This is a genomic window from Streptomyces panacea, from assembly GCF_040560175.1.
GTDB lineage: Bacteria > Actinomycetota > Actinomycetes > Streptomycetales > Streptomycetaceae > Streptomyces > Streptomyces panacea.
The window spans coordinates 66,101-84,548 of the sequence record NZ_JARJHW010000002.1; the positions used below are offsets into that span (position 1 = coordinate 66,101).

Below are 18,448 nucleotides of genomic sequence, written 5' to 3' on the forward strand. Positions count from 1 at the left end.
CAGACATGACCGCACGGACCCGATCGGCTACCTACCCCGACCGAGAAACCGCCCAGTGGGCCACCCAGCAGGCGGTGACTGGAAACGAGCAGAACATTCACCGCTGGCTCGCCCAGGGCACCCGCGCCCGCCTCGCTATCGAGGCCACCTGGCCCTCCCGCGAGGCGCCCGTCGGTCGTGTACTGCTGCAAGCAATGATGCTCGCAGGGCGCGAGCCCGTCGATGTGCGCGCGGCACGCGTCGTCCTCAAGCGTGATCCGAACAGTCCGCACGGCTTCGTCGTGCTCACCACCGTCCCGATCTATCTGTAGAGGTTGAGCGCCGTGTCCATGAAGCCGCTCGAATTCGACCGCCGCTACGGTGAGTTGCACCAGGTGATCAGCGCGTACGCCGGTATGCCGGCCGACGACGAGCCGAGCGAGCTGAGCGAGGCTCTGCAGGCGTACCTGCGCCACACCTGGCACACCCGCCCCTGGGCCCTGGCCGCGGCCGAACAGCAGATCCGCGAGTACGCCCGCAACCCACCGGGCCGGCTGCGTCTGAGCCTCGGTGAGTTCTACCCCGTGCCTGACATCGGCCTGCCCGAATCGGCAATCCAGGGATGGCTGTTCGTCATTGCGGACCACCTGAAGCGGTCGATCGAGGAGGGCGAGGTCCCGCACCCGTCCGTCCCTCGTACCCACTGGGAGTGGCACGCCCGCTTCCCTGAGCTCGGCCAGTTTCTCGGCGGCTGGTTCTCGCAGGACATGCCGGACGAGTTCCCGGACCACGACGCGGCCGTAGGCGACTACGCCGTCACCACGGACTCGCAGCTGGTCGCCCACCTCATGGGTGAGCTGCACGAACTGCTCGCCCTCGCCCTCGAAGAATCCGAATACGCCCTCGCGTTGGCGGAGCTGGGTATGGAGGTCGACCCGCCCCAGCCGTACTCCCCGAGCGGCTGGCTGGCACACCTCGCGGACGGCCTGGGCGGATTCAAGGCGGACTACGGCCCCGAACCGGCCACGGGCTGACCGCGTGCCCGTCTTCGCTCACTTCGCCCCGGGCGCCGGCCCCCTCCAGAGCACGATGCTCAAGGACGCGATGGCCCGGGCCGGGCAGCCCGAGAAGGCCACCTAGATCTATCAGCACGCGGATCTCGAGCGGCGGAAAGGGGTGGCGACAGGCTGGACGGGATGGTCCGGTGCTCGCTCATGTGAAGGGCTCGGAGCAGCCGAAGACGGTCAAAGTGGTCCTGAGGTAGTGCGCGATGGTGGATCGGTCCAGACAACAACTAAGCCCCAAGCCGCTGGCCTGGGGCTTTTCTTTGGAGCGGGTGACGAGAATCGAACTCGCGCTCTGAGCTTGGGAATCCACGGCGCTCTGGAGCACCACAGGGCTCTGGCCAGGTGTTACTTGGGTGTACGAGCTGTGCTGCCTCTGGTTGCACTGACCGCTTCTGACCTTGGTGTGCCGCCCTGAAGGGCTGGCACGGGGCTGGGTTTGCGACGGCGCAATTTGCGGAGGCGGTTCGGCTAGTCGCGTCAGCATGGCAATGCGCTTCATGCTCAAGATCATGGGGACGGTGTGCTCTCGCGAAAGATCCGGAGCACTTCCTCCGCTCGAGCTTGCGTCAGCACGCCTTCGAACTGTTCATCCGGAGTCTGCTCTGGTTCGTCACTGTCCGGTCTTGGCCAGAGCGATTCCATGGTGTGCCTCCGGACCGGCAGGCTGCTGTTCTGCGTCAGTGAGCGTTTGAAGCCGTTTGCTTGACCAAATAGGCATGCTTGCCCCTGTTCCAGGCAGGTCTTCAGGCTTTCGATATGGTTTATCGATGTCGTGCGCAGAAGCTGGACCGCACGTTGTGCAAGAGGCGAGTGAGTCGCCCGGACACTCGCTGTTATCTCCATGTGGGCAAGCCGGCGGGCCGCGTTCCTACGCCTCGAAGCCGACCTGTCAAGCGCGCTCAGGCGCCGCGGCGAGTACCGCGTCGTCCGGCATCTCGGGTCGCCATCCCGACCCCACGTGCCTCCCGACCGCCAACGCGGCCCGCGCGGGAGCGTCTGAGGGTTGAGGGGCCAGCAAGGGCGGCCTTGGACGTAGTAGAGCGCGGTGGCGCGGCTGTCATCGCTGAGCGCGCGGTCGCTTACGCCTCGGACGACTCTTGGAACAGGTTGGTCAAGCGCCATAGCAGGAGAGGCTGCGAGGATCTCGCCCTGCTGGCTCGCAGCATCCTGCTGGGGAAGGACCAGTTGCATGATGTCGTCGGCCGTGCCGCAGGTGGTCTTTTCGGGCTGCTGGGACGCCCCAGGATCGAGCGGGTCTTCGCGCAGGAGCTGGCGCGGAGGATCCCGCTACCCGTCGACGCCCAACTCTCGGCAGCGGCACGAGGCTTGCAGATCGCCGGCATCTACGTCTGTGTCGTCGGCAACCGGAGCCTGACCGACTGTGCCTGCCTGCACGTACTCATCGTTGACGGTCAGGAACGCCTGCAGCAACTGCTCCAAGGTGCCCTGGAGGACTGGCAGCGGCTCCCCATCCGAATGAACGGCGGCACCACAGAGTGACCACGGTGCTGGGCGGTCCTCTCCTACGGTGCGGCGTCTCGCGCAGGCCAACCTCCAGCTCAGGCATCCCACCTGCCCAAGCCAGTTGCGTGCCGACTTCCCGCCCGAGGTTACGGCAGAAGAGGCCGGCGACCATTCTGCGGCGAGCGGAGTGTGCTCGGCGTCGCTTGTGACGCGTCAGGGCAGGCTTTGCAGGTCACGGATGTGGCGCTCCCCGGTGACCGGCAAGAGTGGGAAGACACGTATCGACTGGGCTGAAGCTGCCTCGTAGCCGCCAGGTCGACAGTTGCGCGACGTCAGTCCGTGTTTCCCAGGACCGTGCGGGCGGTCAAGCGGAAGTCCTTGATTGTTTGGTAGAGGTCTCGTTCGCGCTCCGCTGCGAGAGCGCGGTCCGGGACCTGCCGTGAGACTTGGCTGGTCCCGGCGTCCTCGACCATGCGGCGCATGACTTGCGAGAGTTCCTCGGAAGCGTGGGTGATGCGACCGGCTGCTTCGGCGAGGGTGTGCGGTCCTTCGAGGATGACGACTTCCGCACGTCGATGGACCTCGCGGGCGAGGGCGACGAAGCGCTGTACGTTCTCATCGACGTCTCTGAGGTCGGATTCTCTGTGCTGTAGGGCGTCGAGGATGCTGTCCATGGCTATGTCGCGATCATGGAGTGCGCTGAGGTAGCCGGCGTAGGCATCGCGGCGATGCTGGCGACGCCATTGTTCGTGTTGTGCCCTCGCCTGAGCACGGCCGCTCAGAATTGTCGCCCCGAGCGTGGCGACAGAGCCGATGCCAGCGCCGAGAAGCGCGGCGATTCCTGCGTCCATGATGGAAGTCTCGCTGATCCTTCCGGTTCGTGTCCGCCCGCGCGTGAACGCGACAACGCGAACCGACCTGCTTCCACATCCAGTTGCGGGGACGAAGGAACCATTTGACAAGTCCACCTGACCTCCAACTGATGGGCATTCTGATCGGGTAAGGCAGCCACGGGCCCGTGTCGTGAGCCAGTTGAGCAAGTCGTGCGTGCCACCGACGGAGTCGGTGCGGATGGTCTTCCACGTCGCGATTGCGTTCTGTTTCTCGGAGCGAGCCAGGACCAGCACTCCCGCGAGGTACACGACGACTTGGCGACCGGTGTCGGACGCAGCGGTGCCGGACAGCTTCCACGCTCGCCCGCGAACTTCGGCCCTGCCGCGAGAGATCGCTGTCGGTGCGCGGGGGCCGACCGTGGCTGGGTCTCGACCAGCGCGAGACGGTTGGTCGGAGGCCACCGGCCTGAGTACCGCAGGTTCGGCTCGCAGACGCCGATGACCGGACTTGCGGATCGTCTCCACCAGAAATAGTCGAGCCGGCCTGCGAAAACACAGAGTCCCCGCCGCCCTGATTACGGACAGATGGATACGACCCGATACGCGTGTTCACCTGGAGAGTGCTTCTTTCCTCGCAGCTGACAGGACCCTCGACACGTCCTGTTGCCGCAGTTGGAAGCGCCTATCATTTATTTGATCAAGGCTCGGACAGCCCCACTCGCGAAAGGCGAGACCACTGCCATATGCTCCGGACCGCAGGGGGTCATGTCAACTGGCCGTTGACCGTCGAAGATTTGCTCAAACGGCAATGCTTTCAAGACAACGACGCCACAAATCGGTGCCCATTTTTGAAAGCCCTTCGGGTGCCTCTGGGAGCGATGTAATCTCACGTTCGATCGCGCTATTACGTTTGCGACAGTATTGGCGCCACTCGCCTTGTACGCCCGTTAGAATGTCGAGCGCCTGGTGGATAACGGCAAAGACGTAGAGACCGTGCAGAAGTCCGGTGATGGGTCGAACTTCATCCTTCCATGGTGAATAGCCGCTTGCGCGATCATCTACGGCCAGAGGCTCGATTGAGTCGACAAGAGTGAGTTGAAGGTGCATCGACTCATGGATAAGCGACTCGGCCACCCTTAGCAATGCATCCCGCTCGTCCTTCTCCGGTATCGAGACAAAGATTGAGAACGGCAGCTCGGGCGTGCTGTGGCTGACGTCGTAGTCCCTTAGGGATTGAATCGGATGGATTACCTTCACAACCGAGCCGATACTCTCAGCCATGTTCGGGACCTGTGTAAGGAGGTCAGCCGCCGCTTGGATCAGCTCACGGATGTGTGGATCACGACTGACAGCAAAGTGCAGACCCTCGAATCCTGCCGCTGTCTCGCTTGACAAGTATTCAATCTTTGCTATGTGAGGCCCGACTCGAATGTCACCGCCGTCGGGTGCGGGAGGCCTCGCATTGCCCGCCAACCAGCGAGACGTCCCATACTGTTCGACAAGACTTGGCTCCACTTGGTTGCGCGATATGAAGTCTGCTACTAGTTCGGCCGTCAGGCCGGGGAACCAAAGCAGATCTTCCTTGCCCAGGCGTAGACTGAGGGAGCTAGTCACGTCGAGCTCGAAGCGAGTAAATGACCGTGTATCGGGCTCCACCATGCATTTCGGAAACCGCATGAAAAGAGTCGGGTGAGATTTCAAACGCAAGTGCGCTCAGGTGTTGCGGACGCAGTACGCGGTGAACATCGGCGGGGTCGCCGGAGCTGAAGAGCATGAGAAATCCGCCATCGGTCTCAGCGAGACCTCGGTTCAGCTGGACGGTCAATCGGTGCGACTCCTCTCCGACGAGATAGTCGTTGTGTATGCCGATTCGATGCCCGCGCACGAGCTTGTGGCACACGACGCTGACGTCCGGCTCGAACTCGCATCCGAACATTTCTGTCATCGCAGTGCCGACAGCATCGAGGACGTTGTGGCTGGTCAGGTAGGAAGCTGTCGGCGATGCGCTATCCCAGCAGCTGAACTCGTACTGCTCGTAGAAGTCGGTCCGCTTCACGACCCACGGCGCGTCGCGCTCAAACCATTCGAGCACGTACTCACCGATCTGCGACGTGAAGCACTCAGTCAACATCGCGTGTCGAAACGGAGTTGCGACCACCTCGCGGCTACCCAGATCTGGCTGCGGCCATGCTGCCGTATCGGACACCTGCAATGAGCCTCGTTCAGGTGGAGAGTTGGTCGTCACGGTGATTCCTCGTGTCGGTCAGTCCCCTTGGCAGCGATGAAGAGACGGCTTTTGACAGCCGAGATCAGTTTAAGCTGGTCGCTACAGAAGACGGTCGGGTTGGAGTAGCCGTTCTTGGTAGACCAGCGATGCGCGGGCATTCCTCCGCCGCATACCGTCAACTCGGGACAGGCTTCACAGGTCGGGGATGTCGGATGCTGGAGGGAAAAATATTCGTCAAGCTCTGTGCCACCAAGCTGGTCAAGGAGAACTCGGTCGACAATTGAGCGCTCTTGTTGAAATCGATCAGCACCGGGGTACGCCACCTTGAGCGTATCGTTGCGAGTGATACGACCGTCGGTGTCGATCACAATAATGCCGTACTCATCTTGCCCGATACCTTCTTTGCGGCCGTGGCCGCCAAGGATGAGACGGATGAGGTCATCGAGTACGCGGATTCGGGGCGGGGTCAGGTCAGCGAGATAGTGGTCGAGTAGGCGTACCATCCAGTCGCCATATTCGGTCGATTCTGTCTGACTCTTCCCTGGAGGAAGGGCGTCATGGTTTCCGTCCCGATAGAGGAAGTCTAACGACGGCGTCCCGGTGGCCTTCAGGAATTCGTACACCTCGGCAGGGTCTGACGTCGGATCGACAACCGCGAGTAATCCGCTGAACAGCCGGTCGCGCGCCGGGTGTGCGACGAGTCGAGCAACGCCGGCCACCACACGCTCGTGCGAACCGTCGCCGTGTCGGTCCCGACGATTCCGATCATGCAACTCGGCCGGACCATCCAGGCTGATCGAGATCCCCACGTCGTAGCGATCGAAGACGTCAATGAACTCGTTGGTTAACAGCACGCCGTTGGTCTGGATATGCAGACCGGCATCTGCGCGCAGGCTCGACTTGAGACCTTCGACGAAACGCTCGGTGGCACCGACGCCAAGCAGGAGCGGTTCGCCCCCATGCATTACTACGCTTAGCGAGCGGGACTGTGAATGGCTGAGCGCGCCTAACTGATCAATGACAGCACTCATCACCGTATTTGTCATACGGCGAGGCTGGCTCTTCCAGCCTTCGTCGCCGAGGTTGTAGACATAGCAGTAGCTGCAGTCCAAGTTGCACCGACTGGCCGTCTTGACCAGTACGGTGTCAATCTCCCGATTCAGGACGGACCTCTAGCGGTTGTGGCGATTGTAGGTCCGGTTATAACTACCAGTCACCACCGGCTCGCTTGTTCGGACTTCCTCGATCAAACGTTGCAGGACGACACTGTCTGTCTCCAGCGATGGGACGGCAGGTACCGAAACCGCCATACTGTCGCCCGATTCTACCGAATTCATAAGGGATTTCCCTTCGAGTGGCGGCGTTGATCAAGGGCCTGCGCCCCCTCGGTCGCGAGCTAGGGCGCGCAAAAATACCAGGGGCTATGATCCGTATCTCCGATGATAGACCGTTCGTCAGCACCTGTGTTGTGTTGCGGAGTTCTTCTCGCTGGCTCCTGACTGCGACCGAGTGAGCCACAGGTCAGCTCTTGCTTCGCAGGGTGTGGCAGCGATCAGTGATGACGTCAAAGTAGTGCAACTCGCCCCAGCCTCAGGGGGGCCATCGCACTTCAGCCCTCCGCCGGGTTGGTGTGCATCGAGGTTCGGGCTCGCGTGGGGGGACACTCTGCCGGAGGCCGCGTTCTCCCCCTATGGGATGTTCGTTCCTTGTCGAGGTCTGCAGTCGTGAGTCGAGTACAGGAAAGGGGCCGTCCGCGGATTCGCGCGGCTGCCGCCAGAGGCCGGTCTCCGGCGAGAAATGGTCTAGACAACAATGAAGCCCCAGGCCGCTGGCCTGGGGCTTTTCTTTGGAGCGGGTGACGAGAATCGAACTCGCGCTCTGAGCTTGGGAATCACCCTGCACCTCGGCCGGTAAATGGCCTCTGAACTGCGGTGATGTCTGTCTTGGGGTGTTCGCGGCCAGCTCCCGTGAAGCCCCTGAAGACCGCTGTTCACCGCCCCTACTGGCACGTTGTGGCACGACCCTACGTGCGATGGGAGGGATTTTTTCACCCGTGCAGATTTCTGGGCCCAGGATGGCTCGGAACCGGATGGAGGTACAGCCGAACCCTAGGGCCTCGACAGTCGGCCCGTCACGGGGTACGAGGCCCATTCGGGCTCGCGATGCGAGACGGGAGGGAGGACGCGGGCAGCGAGGGAGCTGCGGTGGAATGCTCGTTAGCCCCCGTCGAATCCCTCTGCTCCTTTGCCAAACCGTCGATCTGGGCCAGCAGATTCATGGTCGGAGTCCATTTGGCGAGGAGATCCATCAGGTCGGGCAGAGAAGCAGCGTAGGTGGTGAGTATGGATCCGTAGGTGTTGCCCGTCAGCACGATGACGAATCGGGGTACACGCGAGTGCCTCTCGTAGACGACCAAGTTCAGCGGCACGTGACGGTCGTGGACGTAGCGGCTGTCGACCTTGTCCGCGAATCCGTCTGCGGCGAGCCAAGGATCGAATTCCGCCGCGCGAAGATCGTCATAGAAGTCGCCGGTGCCCGCGTCCGGTACAGGATCGTAAGCCAGGTCGATCCACTCCCCGGAGGAGTACATCTGTTCATGTGCCCCAAGCCTGGTTCCGTTCCGAACCGGATTCTGGCTCTGCCCGAACTGAACCTGACCACCCATGATCACAGGGCCGTGAAAGGTACCGCCGCTGGCCTCGTTGTTGGTATGAGATGCCGTACTTTGCCGCCGGTGGTTGCGGTCTGCGCGGTCCTCTTCCACCACTTCACTCCCGTTCGCATCGTTCGAGATGCCTATCGTGCATCAGGAGTGTCGGGGCGCGTACGCGATTCGCACCAAGATGTGATGGACGCGACGGACCAGGCAGGTGGCGGTGCTTAGCCCCGCACTACGCCGTCGGCGGCGGGCGTCGCGGTGAGCTCGATCTGGCTTTTCGGTCCCGCCGGTCATGTCGACGGTGAGGTTGGAGAAGTTGCGGCCTTGGATCACCGGACCGTTCTGCGTACCTCCCGAGACGCTGTTGTGCACCTCGCCACCGGCTACCTGTGCCCTCTGCCACCACTCTTCGAGGCGGACGCGCAATTCTTCGTCTAGAGCCGCCCGTACGTGAAGGGCTGTCGCAAGTGCCTGCGCCCGGTTCAGATCGGTGCTGTCTTCTTGTAGCGCGGCGAGCTCCAGTTCGCCGGAGCTGGCCCGGGGCAGCCCGTTCCCAGCCGGCTCCGGAACCGTCCCGCGCCGGAACGGGCGTCGCACCAAGGCAGCCAGCCTCGCCCATGCTTGGCGGCCGACCTCACTTCCCGCGCTCCCTACCAGTGCTGCCGAAACAGGAAGGTCGGACGACCCCATGGCTAGGGACTTTCCCGCCTCCATGCGGATCGCCGACACCGATCCGCTGTGGGACGACCACGACGGAGGCAGCGGGCACGACGGACGCCCGAATGGCTGCCTGGCGACGTCGGGAAGGCCCTTGCCTACTGGGAGACACTAGACAGGAAGGGGCAGAGCGTTCTCGCCTACCTCTTCGATCATTCCGGGCGACTCGTCAACCGCAGCGAGCTCGAAGAAGAGCTCCGCCTCGACCTCGAGGGAACGAAGAACGCCGCGAGGGTGATGGCGGGCGCGCTCCCCAAGATGGGCGCCGCGAGCCCGGAGAGGGACCGCTCGTACCCGTACCGCTGGTGGAAGACCCCGAACGGCACGGTCTACGCCGTCAAACACGAGGTCGCCGAGATCTTCAAGGCCGCCTTGAAGCAGTAACGCGCCTCGCAGCATCAACACGGGACACATCGCCAGACGCAACCTAGAAGCACCCCGGCGCCGCTCCACCGGCGCCCCGCAATCAAGCGGGCCGATGACGGGCACCCCGGCACCGCCGCGGCTCGCAGCGACATCCTCGACGGCATCCGATCCGTGTCGACCGCCCTCGACTCCGGGCTGATGCGTATCCACCGCTCATGCACCGGGCTGCTCGACGAGCTACCGGGCTACGCACGGGACCCGCAGCATCCGACCGCGACGAGGACCAGGCAATCAAGCGTGACGACCGCAGCGCCGAGGCGCTGCGCTACATCGTGCACTCCAATGCGCACGAGTGGCGCCACCTGCTCACCACATCCACCGGTGCCGGGGAACTGGGATAGTTCGCCCCGTCCGGGCCCTCCACAAGACCACGGAGCAGTAGACCCAGCCGAACAGGGAGATCAGCCCAAACAGAATGCTCAAGGCGCCAACGAGCGCAGCCCAGGGGAACACGCGCAGATACCCCAGCGCCACGGCCAGACTCTCAACCAGCAGCAACCACAAGTTCCAACGTCGCTTCCTGTGAACGACCCTGACGTAGTCTTCAAACCTGCGCTGCTCTGCTGCCTCTTTGGCGGTCTCTTCTTCGAGGATGCGCCGCTGACGTTCGCTCCAACGTCGTTGCGTCTCCGCTGTCTCCGGGTCCACCGGCGCAGTGGGCGAAGTGAACACAACGTCGCCGTGAATGGCACCGGACTGCACGACGTGACCCCCGACGCTCCCACTCAACTCATTGCGTATGGACGGCTGTTCACTCATGAGACGGAAGATACGCGCTTAACTTACAAGATCACCGTCGAGGCGGCCGATGCCAATGCCCGCGAACACATTTGGTGACCACCTCCATCGCCTTCCCGAAGAACGGCGTACCGTGGCCGTCGCCGGCGTGGGCCCCGTACTGCCGCCAGGCTCAGGTCTGACCGGAAGGTGTCCCGAAGCTCAGCGAGCCCACGTTGCCAGCCTGAATCACTGGGCCGTGCTGCACGCCCCCGCTGATCGTGTTATGGACATCGGCGACCTGTTGATCACCCTTTAGGGGCGCCAAGTCATCGATTATTGCCCGCAGTTCGGAAGCCGCAGCCGGATCGGCCAGCAAAGTGCGTCGCAATCGTGTACGCCACTCCGCCTGGACATCCAAGGCGGTCTGCTCGTCGCTGGCCTCCATCGCCGCCGCCAGTTCTCCGCGCGAGGTCTCCAGCTCCCCCTCGATCACATCTTCCTCACCACCGCGACGCGAGAAGAACGACACCATCCGGTCACGAGCTTGTGCCCAGGAGTCCACCGCCATTTGCTGAACCAATGCCGTAGCGCCTGCGGCAGCAAGTGCCACCAACTCCGCTTCCATCGAACCCCCTTTGCAGCATCTGAGGCAGCCACCGTACCCCCTGACACTCGACGACCACAGCGTCGACGCCCTGTGCTACGCCGTCCACTCCACGGCACACGAGTGGCGCCACCTGCTCGCCCATCAGCTATGCAGGATTGGCCTCTCGTACTTTCCTGATTTCGTCCCTAAACCTCGACAACCGTTCGTGCAACCCCTCTCGAAAGCGCTCGTGGTTCGACCGTCCAGCCTGCTGGAGATCAAGACCCGCAGCGCGTACGAGCTCGACGAGTGGCTCGCCGGTGTGCCGGACGGGCCGGCGCTGCAAACGCACTGGTACCTCGCCCTGACCGGGTAGGAGCAGGCGCACGTCGCTGCACTGCTCGGCGGGAACCGGCTGGTTGTACACCGTGTCCACCTGCGTTCGTGGCACTCCCGGCTCGACGACAACTCGAGCCTCTCCGCGGCCTACATCGACGCGCTGCGCGCCGAGTACGTCGGACTCTGGCGCCGCCGGATGATCGAGGGCGCATGGGTGATTGCCGAGGGCGGTCTACGACATGTTCGACGATCAGCGGCACGTCGTCGACGAACTGCTGCCGATGCGCCGGTGCTGGGTCATCGACTACCGAATCGCGAACCGTTCTCGGCGATCCTGTTCGGCCTCGGCGCCGACGACCGGCTGCGCGGTCAACGAGTGGCGGCCCAGCTCGCGAGCCGCAGACCGACAGATCACCCGACGCGCAGTACAGCCGCGCTGTGAGCGCATGGCTCGACGAGCATCAGGTCGTTCCCGAGCAGACGCTTATTGGCCCGTCCGCGACGAGCTTTTCCACTCAGTTGTGGACAGACAGGCATCCCGTCGTGGCCCTCGCGAACAACGAGGTCCTCAACGGCATCCGCAGCGTGTCGACCGCGCTAGGCTCGGGGCTGCTGCACGTACATCACGCATGCCGGGGACTCCTCGACGAGCTGCCAGGCTACGCCTGGCTAGAGGAGGCCGCAGCACGCGGCGAGGACAAGCCGATCAAGCGCCACGACCACTCGTGCGACGGGCTGCGGTACGTGATCCACTCGACTGCGCACGATGGCGCCAATTGTCAGACGGATTGAAGGACAGCGGTTGATCAGCTGATCAATCCGGGACTCAGCGGTAGCGTCGAAGAGCCAACCAGTGCTTCGCCAGGAATCCGAAACCGATCACCACGTAGAACCACCCAATCGACTCCCACATCACTCGCGTGCTGTCGCCCCTGGATGCGTGACCACCGACGACGAGGAACAGGCCGAAAAGGATCCCTGCGACAGACCCGTAGATTCCGCGACGTGCCTTCTTGAGGAATCTCTTTCTCTGAAACTGATACCGGGCGTAGCTTGCTGCACGTTCTGCGTCTTCGGCGTCCAGGATTCGTTTTGTGCGTGCCGCCCAGCGAGCCCGTAGCTCTGCCTCCTCTGGGCTCGGCGTAGCAGGCAGGAGCACATTGCCGTTGATGGATCCAGCCTGGACCACGGGCCCGTTGACATGGCCGCTCACGCCGTTGCTTACGTTGTTGGTGACGTCTCGTCGCTCTCCCATGTTCCAGAAGGTACGGGAGGGCGCCAGCACTCTCAATCGACTCATGGTGATCCACGCCTGGCTCGCTTGGTACGTGAAGAAGACCCTGGGCGGGTTGTTGTTCGTGGGCGAGCGGGGCAAGCCTTTCCGTCGCTCGACCTTCGGCCGGAAGTGGCGCAAGGCCCTCAGCGCTGTCGGACTGCTGGCCGATTTCCGGTTCTACGATCTTCGTTACACCGGACACACCCTGACCACCCGATCGGGCACGACGCTCAAGGACATGGTGCGTGCCGGCCAGTCCACGGAGAAGGCCGCGCTCATCTCGCAGCACTCGGACACCGAGCGTCAACGCGAGGTCGCTTCGAGGCTCGACTCCCTGGTGCAGGCCGAACGCCGGAAGGCCGCGGCCAAGGCCAATGAGCAGGCATCGGGCACGGAAAGGGCACGAGATGCCTAGAGAGGTCTAGACAACAAAGGAGGCCCAAGTCGCTGATTTGGGCCTTCGTCGTGGAGCGGGTGACGAGAATCGAACTCGCGCTTTGAGCTTGGGAATCAACGCATCCTCGGTCCGTCATGTTGCGCTGAACTGCGGAGATGAGTGCCAAGGTGACCTGGGGGACTCGCCTTGGCGCCTGTGATCGACCGTGATGCACCGCCTTGCCGGGCACGGATCGGGCGCGGCAACCTTCAGGTCCGTAGCTCTAGCCAGATCGATCGGCCTCGGTCAGTGTGCGGTTTTGAACCCAGCGCTGCTGTCGTCTATCGGGAGCCACACGGGTTCGCCGACGTCCGTCACGTCCCTGATGCCAACAGTGATGAACGTCAGCGCGCCACATGCACGCTGCACTCAGCCCGGCACTGCTGCACCCGTCATCAAGGCGAAGCAAGCCCCGCCAACGACGCCTTCACAGAAGCCGGCAACCATCTGGCGACCAGCAACCATCAGAGAAGTCACCATAGCCATCACCCTCTCGCGCACCGTCTGAGACATTTCGTCACGATTGAAGCGAGCGACGCGACGGCACACAAGTGCCACGAGTGCACACAGTCCGGAACCCAGCAGTGCTGGGCTCAGTCCAGCGTCTCGCCATTATCGCAGCAATGGCCATGGCATTGTCCAGACTCAACCAGTGCCGCACTGGCGACAGCTTGTCTTGCGTGGCGACCGCCTCGGCCCGAGTCACTGACGACGACGTCCCCCTCAGTCACTAGACATGATCAAAAGATTGTTCCGTTTGCGCCAGAATTTCCCTCAGCTTGCTGTGCCTTTCGAGCGCGAGGCTTCTTGGCTTTCGGGAATGAAGGGCCAGGCCCATAGCGAACCGCTGTTCCGCGTTTTTGCTCCGACGTGCGGGTAATGACTTCCCGCCCGACGAGGTCGCGCAAGATGTCGCGAGCCTGGTAGACGTCCACGTCGAAAAGCCGTTGAATGGTTCTGTTATTGACCTCGCCGTAATCGACGATGTGCTCAATGATCTTTTTGTCAATATCGTCGATTGCTCGACTATGGTAAGTGACCGCGCTGCCAAGTCTCGCTACGACTTCTCCTCGCAGGCGATATGAGGGGAACTTGTTTCGCATCGTCCCTCTTGTTGGTTCCAGGATGCTTAGTGGCTCCACGGACAACCTCAATAGAGCGCCTTGAGCTTCCTCTTCTGTTCGTTGAATGACGTCAGAAATTTCGGGCGCTTTAACTGTTCGCTTACTGCACAGGGTGCGAATGATAAGCAAGGCGTCAGTGTCATCTTGCTCGTCTTCGGGAAGGGAGGCTAGAAATTTCGCAATCCGAGTGTTCGGAGGTGCCCCGCGAAAAAGCACGGATACTTGTTCTGAATCTTCAGAAATTACGGGTACATCTCGACCTGAACGAATCATTTCGCGGTACATTCGATCGACACCTTGGCCGACTTCCTCTGCCAGCCCAAGAAGTCGGAAGGAGGCGGCGAGGGCCGGGTAGCGGGCGCGGGATCCCCTCGTGAGGATGTTGCTCGTAGTGACGCCAGATACGAGCGGACCAGGAGAGTCGATTTTCAGGTACTGCGGAGAGTGTTCGATACGTACAGGAACACGGAGTCGCCAGTCTCCATGAATAAGAGAATTTACAACCGCTTCGCGAACGGCGGCGGATGGATAGTCTTCGATTTGGAGCTGTCGACCGTCAGGCAGGGTTACGGGTGTGATGCCTTGACGCGCGCGGATGGCTTGCAGCACTTCTTCGAATGCTAGAACTAGCGGAGTTCCAAGTCTGAGGACGGCATCTGTTTCCCCTGCTTGAGTCCGTCGATGCTGATAGACAACTGCTTCAGCAGGAGACGAAGTTGCGTCTTGACACAACATCAACTCACCGGCCCGGGTCAGGCTCCCGTCATCTGCTACAGCCTTCATAGCGTGGAGCAGATCACGATCGTTAAGCTTTCCATGTCGCTGGCGCGTGACGTCGATGGAGCTTGTCAGGAGTCGTCGGCAGTAGCGAAAGGCAAGCGGGTCAATATCATCTAGCGGCCGACCACTAGATGTGGCTGACCAGTCGAAACCCTTACGCTCCTCTGTTAGCCGTGTAACATCCGCAGGTCTCATGGGGATACAGTCAGTGTTGATCCGCTGGTAGGTGTACCCCTTTGTTGTCGAGTACACCTCCAGCCCTTCTGGTACTGAGATAGTCAAGATTCTTTTCCCAGAGAAGGTGATTTCGTCTACTTCCACTAGCAAAGATGGGCTGGTGAGAGAGTGGATGCGACCTCGCAGGGTTAGTGCGTCGAGGTCACAGCCGATGAAGGCTTCCTCGCCGCTACGCCCGTCAACAACGCCTACGACGATCGTCCCACCGCTCGCGTTGGCGAAGCAGACTGCGGCCTCTGCTAGGTCTGTGAAGGCGTCCTTCTGATTGGGCTTGGCCTGCTTGAAGTCTAGGATCTCCGTCTCGCATTTTGCCGCAGTGGTGCCGGCCAGTACCTTCTCCAGCACTGCGAGGATCGACGGTCGCATCGTTTGAGGCTCCTTTGGGGAAGGTCTTGCAGTCAGAGTAGCCTCAAAGGGCTCTCAAAGGAGGTGCGGCTTGCGCCGTAGGGCGTTGGAACGGCCCAACTGGCCCATGCTCCTCCACTCACCACTCACCACTCACCCCGGCTCCCATCCCGTCCGCTCGGCTCTGCCTAGGTCGAAGGTGGTTGGGGATGGGAACCCCACGAAGCTCGCACTACTCCGGTCGGCACTCGCGAACGGCGCCCCTCCCATCCTGGATTCTGAGCGCCCCCGCTGGACGCATCCTCTTGAAGCCGCGGGCTTGGTTCTCGACTCATGCCCCACGGGCTTACACAGGGCGCGCGTCGGCGGCGGCAGCGCCGAGCAGGCCGAAGGCAGGAGCGCGGGCGCAGCCAGAGCCGGGAAGCGCGCCCGGCGGAGCGGAGCGCAGCCGGGTGCCTTGAAACCGTAGAGAAAGTTGTTACTCAGGCTTCGGGGCGGATGCGCCAGAGCGGGGGTTGGTACTGCTCTGGGCGGTTGTTGAGCAGGAGGTTTCTGAGGTCCTGGCGTTGGTTGCCGTTGAGGTCGAGGGCTTCTGTGAGGTGGCGGAACGTGGCGTGGGTGATTCTGCGGCTGCGGGCTTTGTCCTCGAACTGGGCGAGTTGGTGGAGCGTCGTCTCTGGGTCGAGCTTCTGCTCTTGCCGGGTGCCGAGCCAACTGGCCTTGTTGCGTTCGTAGTCGATCTCTGAGTAGCCGCAGATTTCCCGGCTGTGCTGCTCGGCCTCTTCGAGGGTCTGTGTGGTGAGGATGGCTCGGGCGATCTGGTTGCGGTTGAGGGTGTCGTCCAGGTCGGCTTCGTGGACGGTAGGGCCCTCGTTGGTCAGAGGAATTGGCAGGCCGGCATCTCTGACTTCGCACAGGCCGCGGAACCCTCGTGCTGTGGCTGCGAGCATCCCCGTTGCTTCGGACGGGTGCCATTCCAGGACAGGGCTGATGGGCGCGACGTGTTCGGCAGTGAGGGTGAGCGTGGTCGGGCCCATGCGGTCGTGAAGAAGGTCGGCGGGCAGTTCACCGTCCAGGCCGGGGCCGGCGGCCAGGAGTCGTACGGGTGCGTTGACTTGGCAGCAGGCTGCGAGGGTGAGCGCGTCGGCCAAGGGGCTGCGGAGTGTGGGCTCGTCGCCGTGGGCGAGGATGTCGCCGCCGACGTCCAGGAGGTCGATCGACTCGGGAGCACGGTGCTCGATGAGTTCTTCGAGCTGTCGCGTGATGCCCTCGACGCCGCGGTGTGGGTCGATCAGGGCGAGTGTCTGGGGAAGTTCGGCCGCCAGCCGGGGGAGTGTCGAGCCTGCGGGGCTACTGGCCTCGCGTCTGCGGGCACAGCCTGGACGCTTCTGGTGAGGGGGAACAGCTTGCTCTTCGTGGGGGAGAAGGGTGCGCCGTCCGGCGGTCCAGCTTCGGGCGGAAGTGGCGCAGGGCGCGGACGAAGGTGGGGCTGCCCGACACCTTCCGCTTCTACGATCTCCGCCACACCGGGCACACCCTGTCGACGCAGTCCAGCGCGACGCTCAAGGACACGATGATACGCGCCGGGCAGTCCTCGGAGAAGGCGGCTCTCATCTATCAGCACTCCAACCGGGAGCGTCAGACGGAGGTCGCGGAGGGGATCGACGCTCGCGTACGCACGGAGCGTGAGAAGACCAAGAAGGCTGACACCGGCCCGGACGAATAGGCATCGGGCACGGAACGAGCACGACACGCCTAGACAGGTCTATACAACAAAGGAGGCCCAAGTCGTTGACCTGGGCCTTCGTCGTGGAGCGGGTGACGAGAATCGAACTCGCGCTCTGAGCTTGGGAATCAACGGCGCGCCGGAGTGCCGCAGTGCTCTGACCAGGGACTACCCGGGCCTATGACGGGTATTGGAGGCAGTTGCTATGACCGCTGCTCGCCTTGATGTACCGCCCTGAAGGGCTGGGATGGGGCTGGCCCGCGACGGGGCGGTTACGAAGACGACTTGGGTGGGCGTTGGCCTACTCGGCGAGGGACTTCGCGTCCGTGCCCACAGTGGAGTATGCGCATGCGAAGAATTCAGAGTCCGTCCGCTTGCGCACACGAGCACGCTGGAGCATGACCTTGCAGGTGGAACAGGCAGAACAGCACCCCGAGGTCGGAACAGCCGGATCGGAGGGCCATGTACTCGCGCAGCTACTGCGGATGCCGGGTTCGGCAGGTTCTGGTCGCGCTCATTGGGCCGACTTTTGTGATCTGGCTGATATGGCAGGCCCGAAGGCGAGCGTCATCATAAGTCAGTTATACAGGTGAAGGTTCACACAATCGCATGAACGGGTGGGGTGGTTAGTGTCTCTCCCCAGGTGGATCACGTTCCCCTAGTGTCCCGACTGATACGAGGGGAACCAATGACCACTCAGTCCAGATTCACCGCCAACGAGCGTGAGGCGCTCGCCGATCAGGTGATCGACGGTGCTCGCACCATCCGGGAGGTCGCCGACGAATGCGAAGTACCGCGGCAGACTGTCCAGAACTGGGTGAAGAGCCGTAGGGAGAAGCGTGGAATCCCGACGCCGCGACCTGGGTCTGGACCGTCGACCCCAGAGCGCATGGCCGCTCGGCTTGAGAAGTTGGAGAGGGCCAAAGCGGAGGCTGAGGCGCGAGCGGCAAAAGCGGAGGCACGAAGCGCTTCTCTGGAAGCACTCGTTGCTCGCCAGCGGGCCGCAGTGGCAGCACTCAAGGAGACGTTGCGGTTGTACGTCGATCCGGAGAGCTTCGGCGATGGTGTGACCCCTGCCTGACGTGAGGCAGCAGCGACGGGCGAGGTTGGTTCTGATCCGAGCAGTACTCTCCCCCATCACGAGCGTGCGAGCCGTGGCCACCCGATTGAGGTGCGTACCCCCGCTTCCGTTCAGCGATTCCTGGCGGCTAGTAAGGGTCAGAGCCCATCCAGATGAGCTGGTCTACGACCTATGCAAGACCCAGGTGGGTAAAGTCACCGGGTCTGATTCACCTCGGGTGGTAACAGAACACAATGACGATCACTGATCGTTGAGGCGCCACGCGGGATACCGTGCACACAACCCGCGGGACCGAGGCGCGAAGAGGACTGCTCCGTAGAAGCGTGACGACTCGGTGGCGAAGTCAAACCGATCTGATCCGCCACGCCAGTAGCCGCGTTGAGACTACCGCTACAGCACCATGCGCCCCTCGTGCCCCCTTGAGGG

General features: G+C 62.6%; 17 protein-coding genes and 3 pseudogenes. 9 read left to right on the plus strand and 11 right to left on the minus strand.

Features of this window, described 5'->3' with window-relative positions:
* Positions 1-5 precede the first annotated feature (5 nt).
* The 3 genes from P3L51_RS01005 (at position 6) to P3L51_RS01015 (ending at position 2,546) form a co-directional block, all read left to right on the plus strand.
* Complete coding sequence (locus P3L51_RS01005; RefSeq protein ID WP_354603057.1) at positions 6-311, plus strand: RNase A-like domain-containing protein; 306 nt, start codon at positions 6-8, stop codon at positions 309-311.
* Positions 312-323: 12 nt separating this feature from the next.
* Entirely contained in the window at positions 324-1,013 is a 690-nt protein-coding gene (locus P3L51_RS01010) for a contact-dependent growth inhibition system immunity protein (protein WP_354603058.1), read from the plus strand.
* Between the two features lie 1,059 nt (positions 1,014-2,072).
* A complete protein-coding gene (locus P3L51_RS01015; RefSeq protein WP_354603059.1) occupies positions 2,073-2,546 on the plus strand; it encodes a hypothetical protein in 474 nt (157 codons plus the stop codon).
* A gap of 296 nt (positions 2,547-2,842) precedes the next feature.
* On the opposite strand, the gene P3L51_RS01020 is transcribed toward P3L51_RS01015, so the two are convergent.
* From P3L51_RS01020 to P3L51_RS01045, 6 genes are all read right to left on the minus strand, one after another.
* Positions 2,843-3,361 (minus strand): proline dehydrogenase, encoded by a 519-nt coding sequence (locus P3L51_RS01020; RefSeq protein ID WP_354603060.1) that lies wholly within the window; start codon positions 3,359-3,361, stop codon positions 2,843-2,845.
* A 780-nt stretch (positions 3,362-4,141) separates the two neighbouring features.
* On the minus strand, positions 4,142-5,020 hold the full coding sequence (locus tag P3L51_RS01025) for an aKG-HExxH-type peptide beta-hydroxylase (RefSeq protein ID WP_354603061.1): 879 nt from the start codon (positions 5,018-5,020) through the stop codon (positions 4,142-4,144).
* Positions 4,950-5,588 carry a cyclophane-containing peptide 2OG-Fe(II) oxygenase YhhC gene (yhhC, locus tag P3L51_RS01030; RefSeq protein WP_354603062.1) on the minus strand — a complete coding sequence of 213 codons (639 nt, stop codon included), beginning with the start codon at positions 5,586-5,588 and terminating at the stop codon, positions 4,950-4,952. Before yhhC ends, P3L51_RS01025 begins: the two co-directional genes overlap by 71 nt.
* On the minus strand, positions 5,585-6,733 hold the full coding sequence (gene yhhB, locus P3L51_RS01035) for a cyclophane-forming radical SAM/SPASM peptide maturase YhhB (protein WP_354603123.1): 1,149 nt from the start codon (positions 6,731-6,733) through the stop codon (positions 5,585-5,587). The genes yhhC and yhhB overlap by 4 nt, the downstream gene beginning before the upstream one ends.
* A gap of 9 nt (positions 6,734-6,742) precedes the next feature.
* Positions 6,743-6,907 (minus strand): YhhA family cyclophane-containing RiPP, encoded by a 165-nt coding sequence (gene yhhA / locus P3L51_RS01040; RefSeq protein ID WP_354603063.1) that lies wholly within the window; start codon positions 6,905-6,907, stop codon positions 6,743-6,745.
* Positions 6,908-7,701: 794 nt separating this feature from the next.
* Entirely contained in the window at positions 7,702-8,334 is a 633-nt protein-coding gene (locus tag P3L51_RS01045; RefSeq protein WP_354603064.1) for a hypothetical protein, read from the minus strand.
* A gap of 633 nt (positions 8,335-8,967) precedes the next feature.
* Between P3L51_RS01045 and P3L51_RS01050 the strand changes: the two genes are divergently transcribed.
* Entirely contained in the window at positions 8,968-9,330 is a 363-nt protein-coding gene (locus P3L51_RS01050) for a DUF6416 domain-containing protein (RefSeq protein ID WP_354603065.1), read from the plus strand.
* Between the two features lie 348 nt (positions 9,331-9,678).
* Here the strand turns inward: P3L51_RS01050 and P3L51_RS01055 are convergent, their stop codons facing one another.
* Together P3L51_RS01055 and P3L51_RS01060 are read right to left on the minus strand one after the other, a co-directional pair.
* Complete coding sequence (locus P3L51_RS01055; protein WP_354603066.1) at positions 9,679-10,131, minus strand: hypothetical protein; 453 nt, start codon at positions 10,129-10,131, stop codon at positions 9,679-9,681.
* 151 nt (positions 10,132-10,282) lie between these two features.
* Positions 10,283-10,717, minus strand: a complete 435-nt coding sequence (locus tag P3L51_RS01060; protein WP_354603067.1) for a hypothetical protein — start codon at positions 10,715-10,717, stop codon at positions 10,283-10,285.
* 211 nt (positions 10,718-10,928) lie between these two features.
* Between P3L51_RS01060 and P3L51_RS01065 the strand changes: the two genes are divergently transcribed.
* Positions 10,929-11,054 carry a hypothetical protein gene (locus P3L51_RS01065; RefSeq protein ID WP_354603068.1) on the plus strand — a complete coding sequence of 42 codons (126 nt, stop codon included), beginning with the start codon at positions 10,929-10,931 and terminating at the stop codon, positions 11,052-11,054.
* Between the two features lie 401 nt (positions 11,055-11,455).
* Positions 11,456-11,809 (plus strand): hypothetical protein, encoded by a 354-nt coding sequence (locus P3L51_RS01070; protein WP_354603069.1) that lies wholly within the window; start codon positions 11,456-11,458, stop codon positions 11,807-11,809.
* 34 nt (positions 11,810-11,843) lie between these two features.
* Here P3L51_RS01070 and P3L51_RS01075 read toward each other — a convergent pair whose 3' ends face one another.
* Complete coding sequence (locus P3L51_RS01075) at positions 11,844-12,272, minus strand: hypothetical protein (RefSeq protein WP_354603070.1); 429 nt, start codon at positions 12,270-12,272, stop codon at positions 11,844-11,846.
* On the opposite strand from P3L51_RS01075, the pseudogene P3L51_RS01080 reads away from it, so the two are divergent.
* Positions 12,247-12,708: pseudogene (locus P3L51_RS01080) on the plus strand (tyrosine-type recombinase/integrase); the annotation flags it as partial. The gene P3L51_RS01075 and the pseudogene P3L51_RS01080 sit on opposite strands and share 26 nt — an antisense overlap.
* A 761-nt stretch (positions 12,709-13,469) precedes the next feature.
* On the opposite strand, the gene P3L51_RS01085 reads toward P3L51_RS01080, so the two are convergent.
* Together P3L51_RS01085 and P3L51_RS01090 are read right to left on the minus strand one after the other, a co-directional pair.
* Positions 13,470-15,236, minus strand: a complete 1,767-nt coding sequence (locus P3L51_RS01085) for an RNA/DNA-binding domain-containing protein (RefSeq protein ID WP_354603071.1) — start codon at positions 15,234-15,236, stop codon at positions 13,470-13,472.
* A 461-nt stretch (positions 15,237-15,697) separates the two neighbouring features.
* Positions 15,698-16,620 (minus strand): annotated as a pseudogene (locus P3L51_RS01090) (DUF1152 domain-containing protein); the annotation flags it as partial.
* On the opposite strand from P3L51_RS01090, the pseudogene P3L51_RS01095 reads away from it, so the two are divergent.
* Together P3L51_RS01095 and P3L51_RS01100 are read left to right on the plus strand one after the other, a co-directional pair.
* Positions 16,619-16,941 (plus strand): annotated as a pseudogene (locus tag P3L51_RS01095) (tyrosine-type recombinase/integrase); the annotation flags it as partial. The pseudogenes P3L51_RS01090 and P3L51_RS01095 overlap by 2 nt on opposite strands.
* Before the next feature lie 688 nt (positions 16,942-17,629).
* On the plus strand, positions 17,630-18,022 hold the full coding sequence (locus P3L51_RS01100; RefSeq protein WP_107433867.1) for a transposase: 393 nt from the start codon (positions 17,630-17,632) through the stop codon (positions 18,020-18,022).
* Positions 18,023-18,448 lie beyond the last annotated feature (426 nt).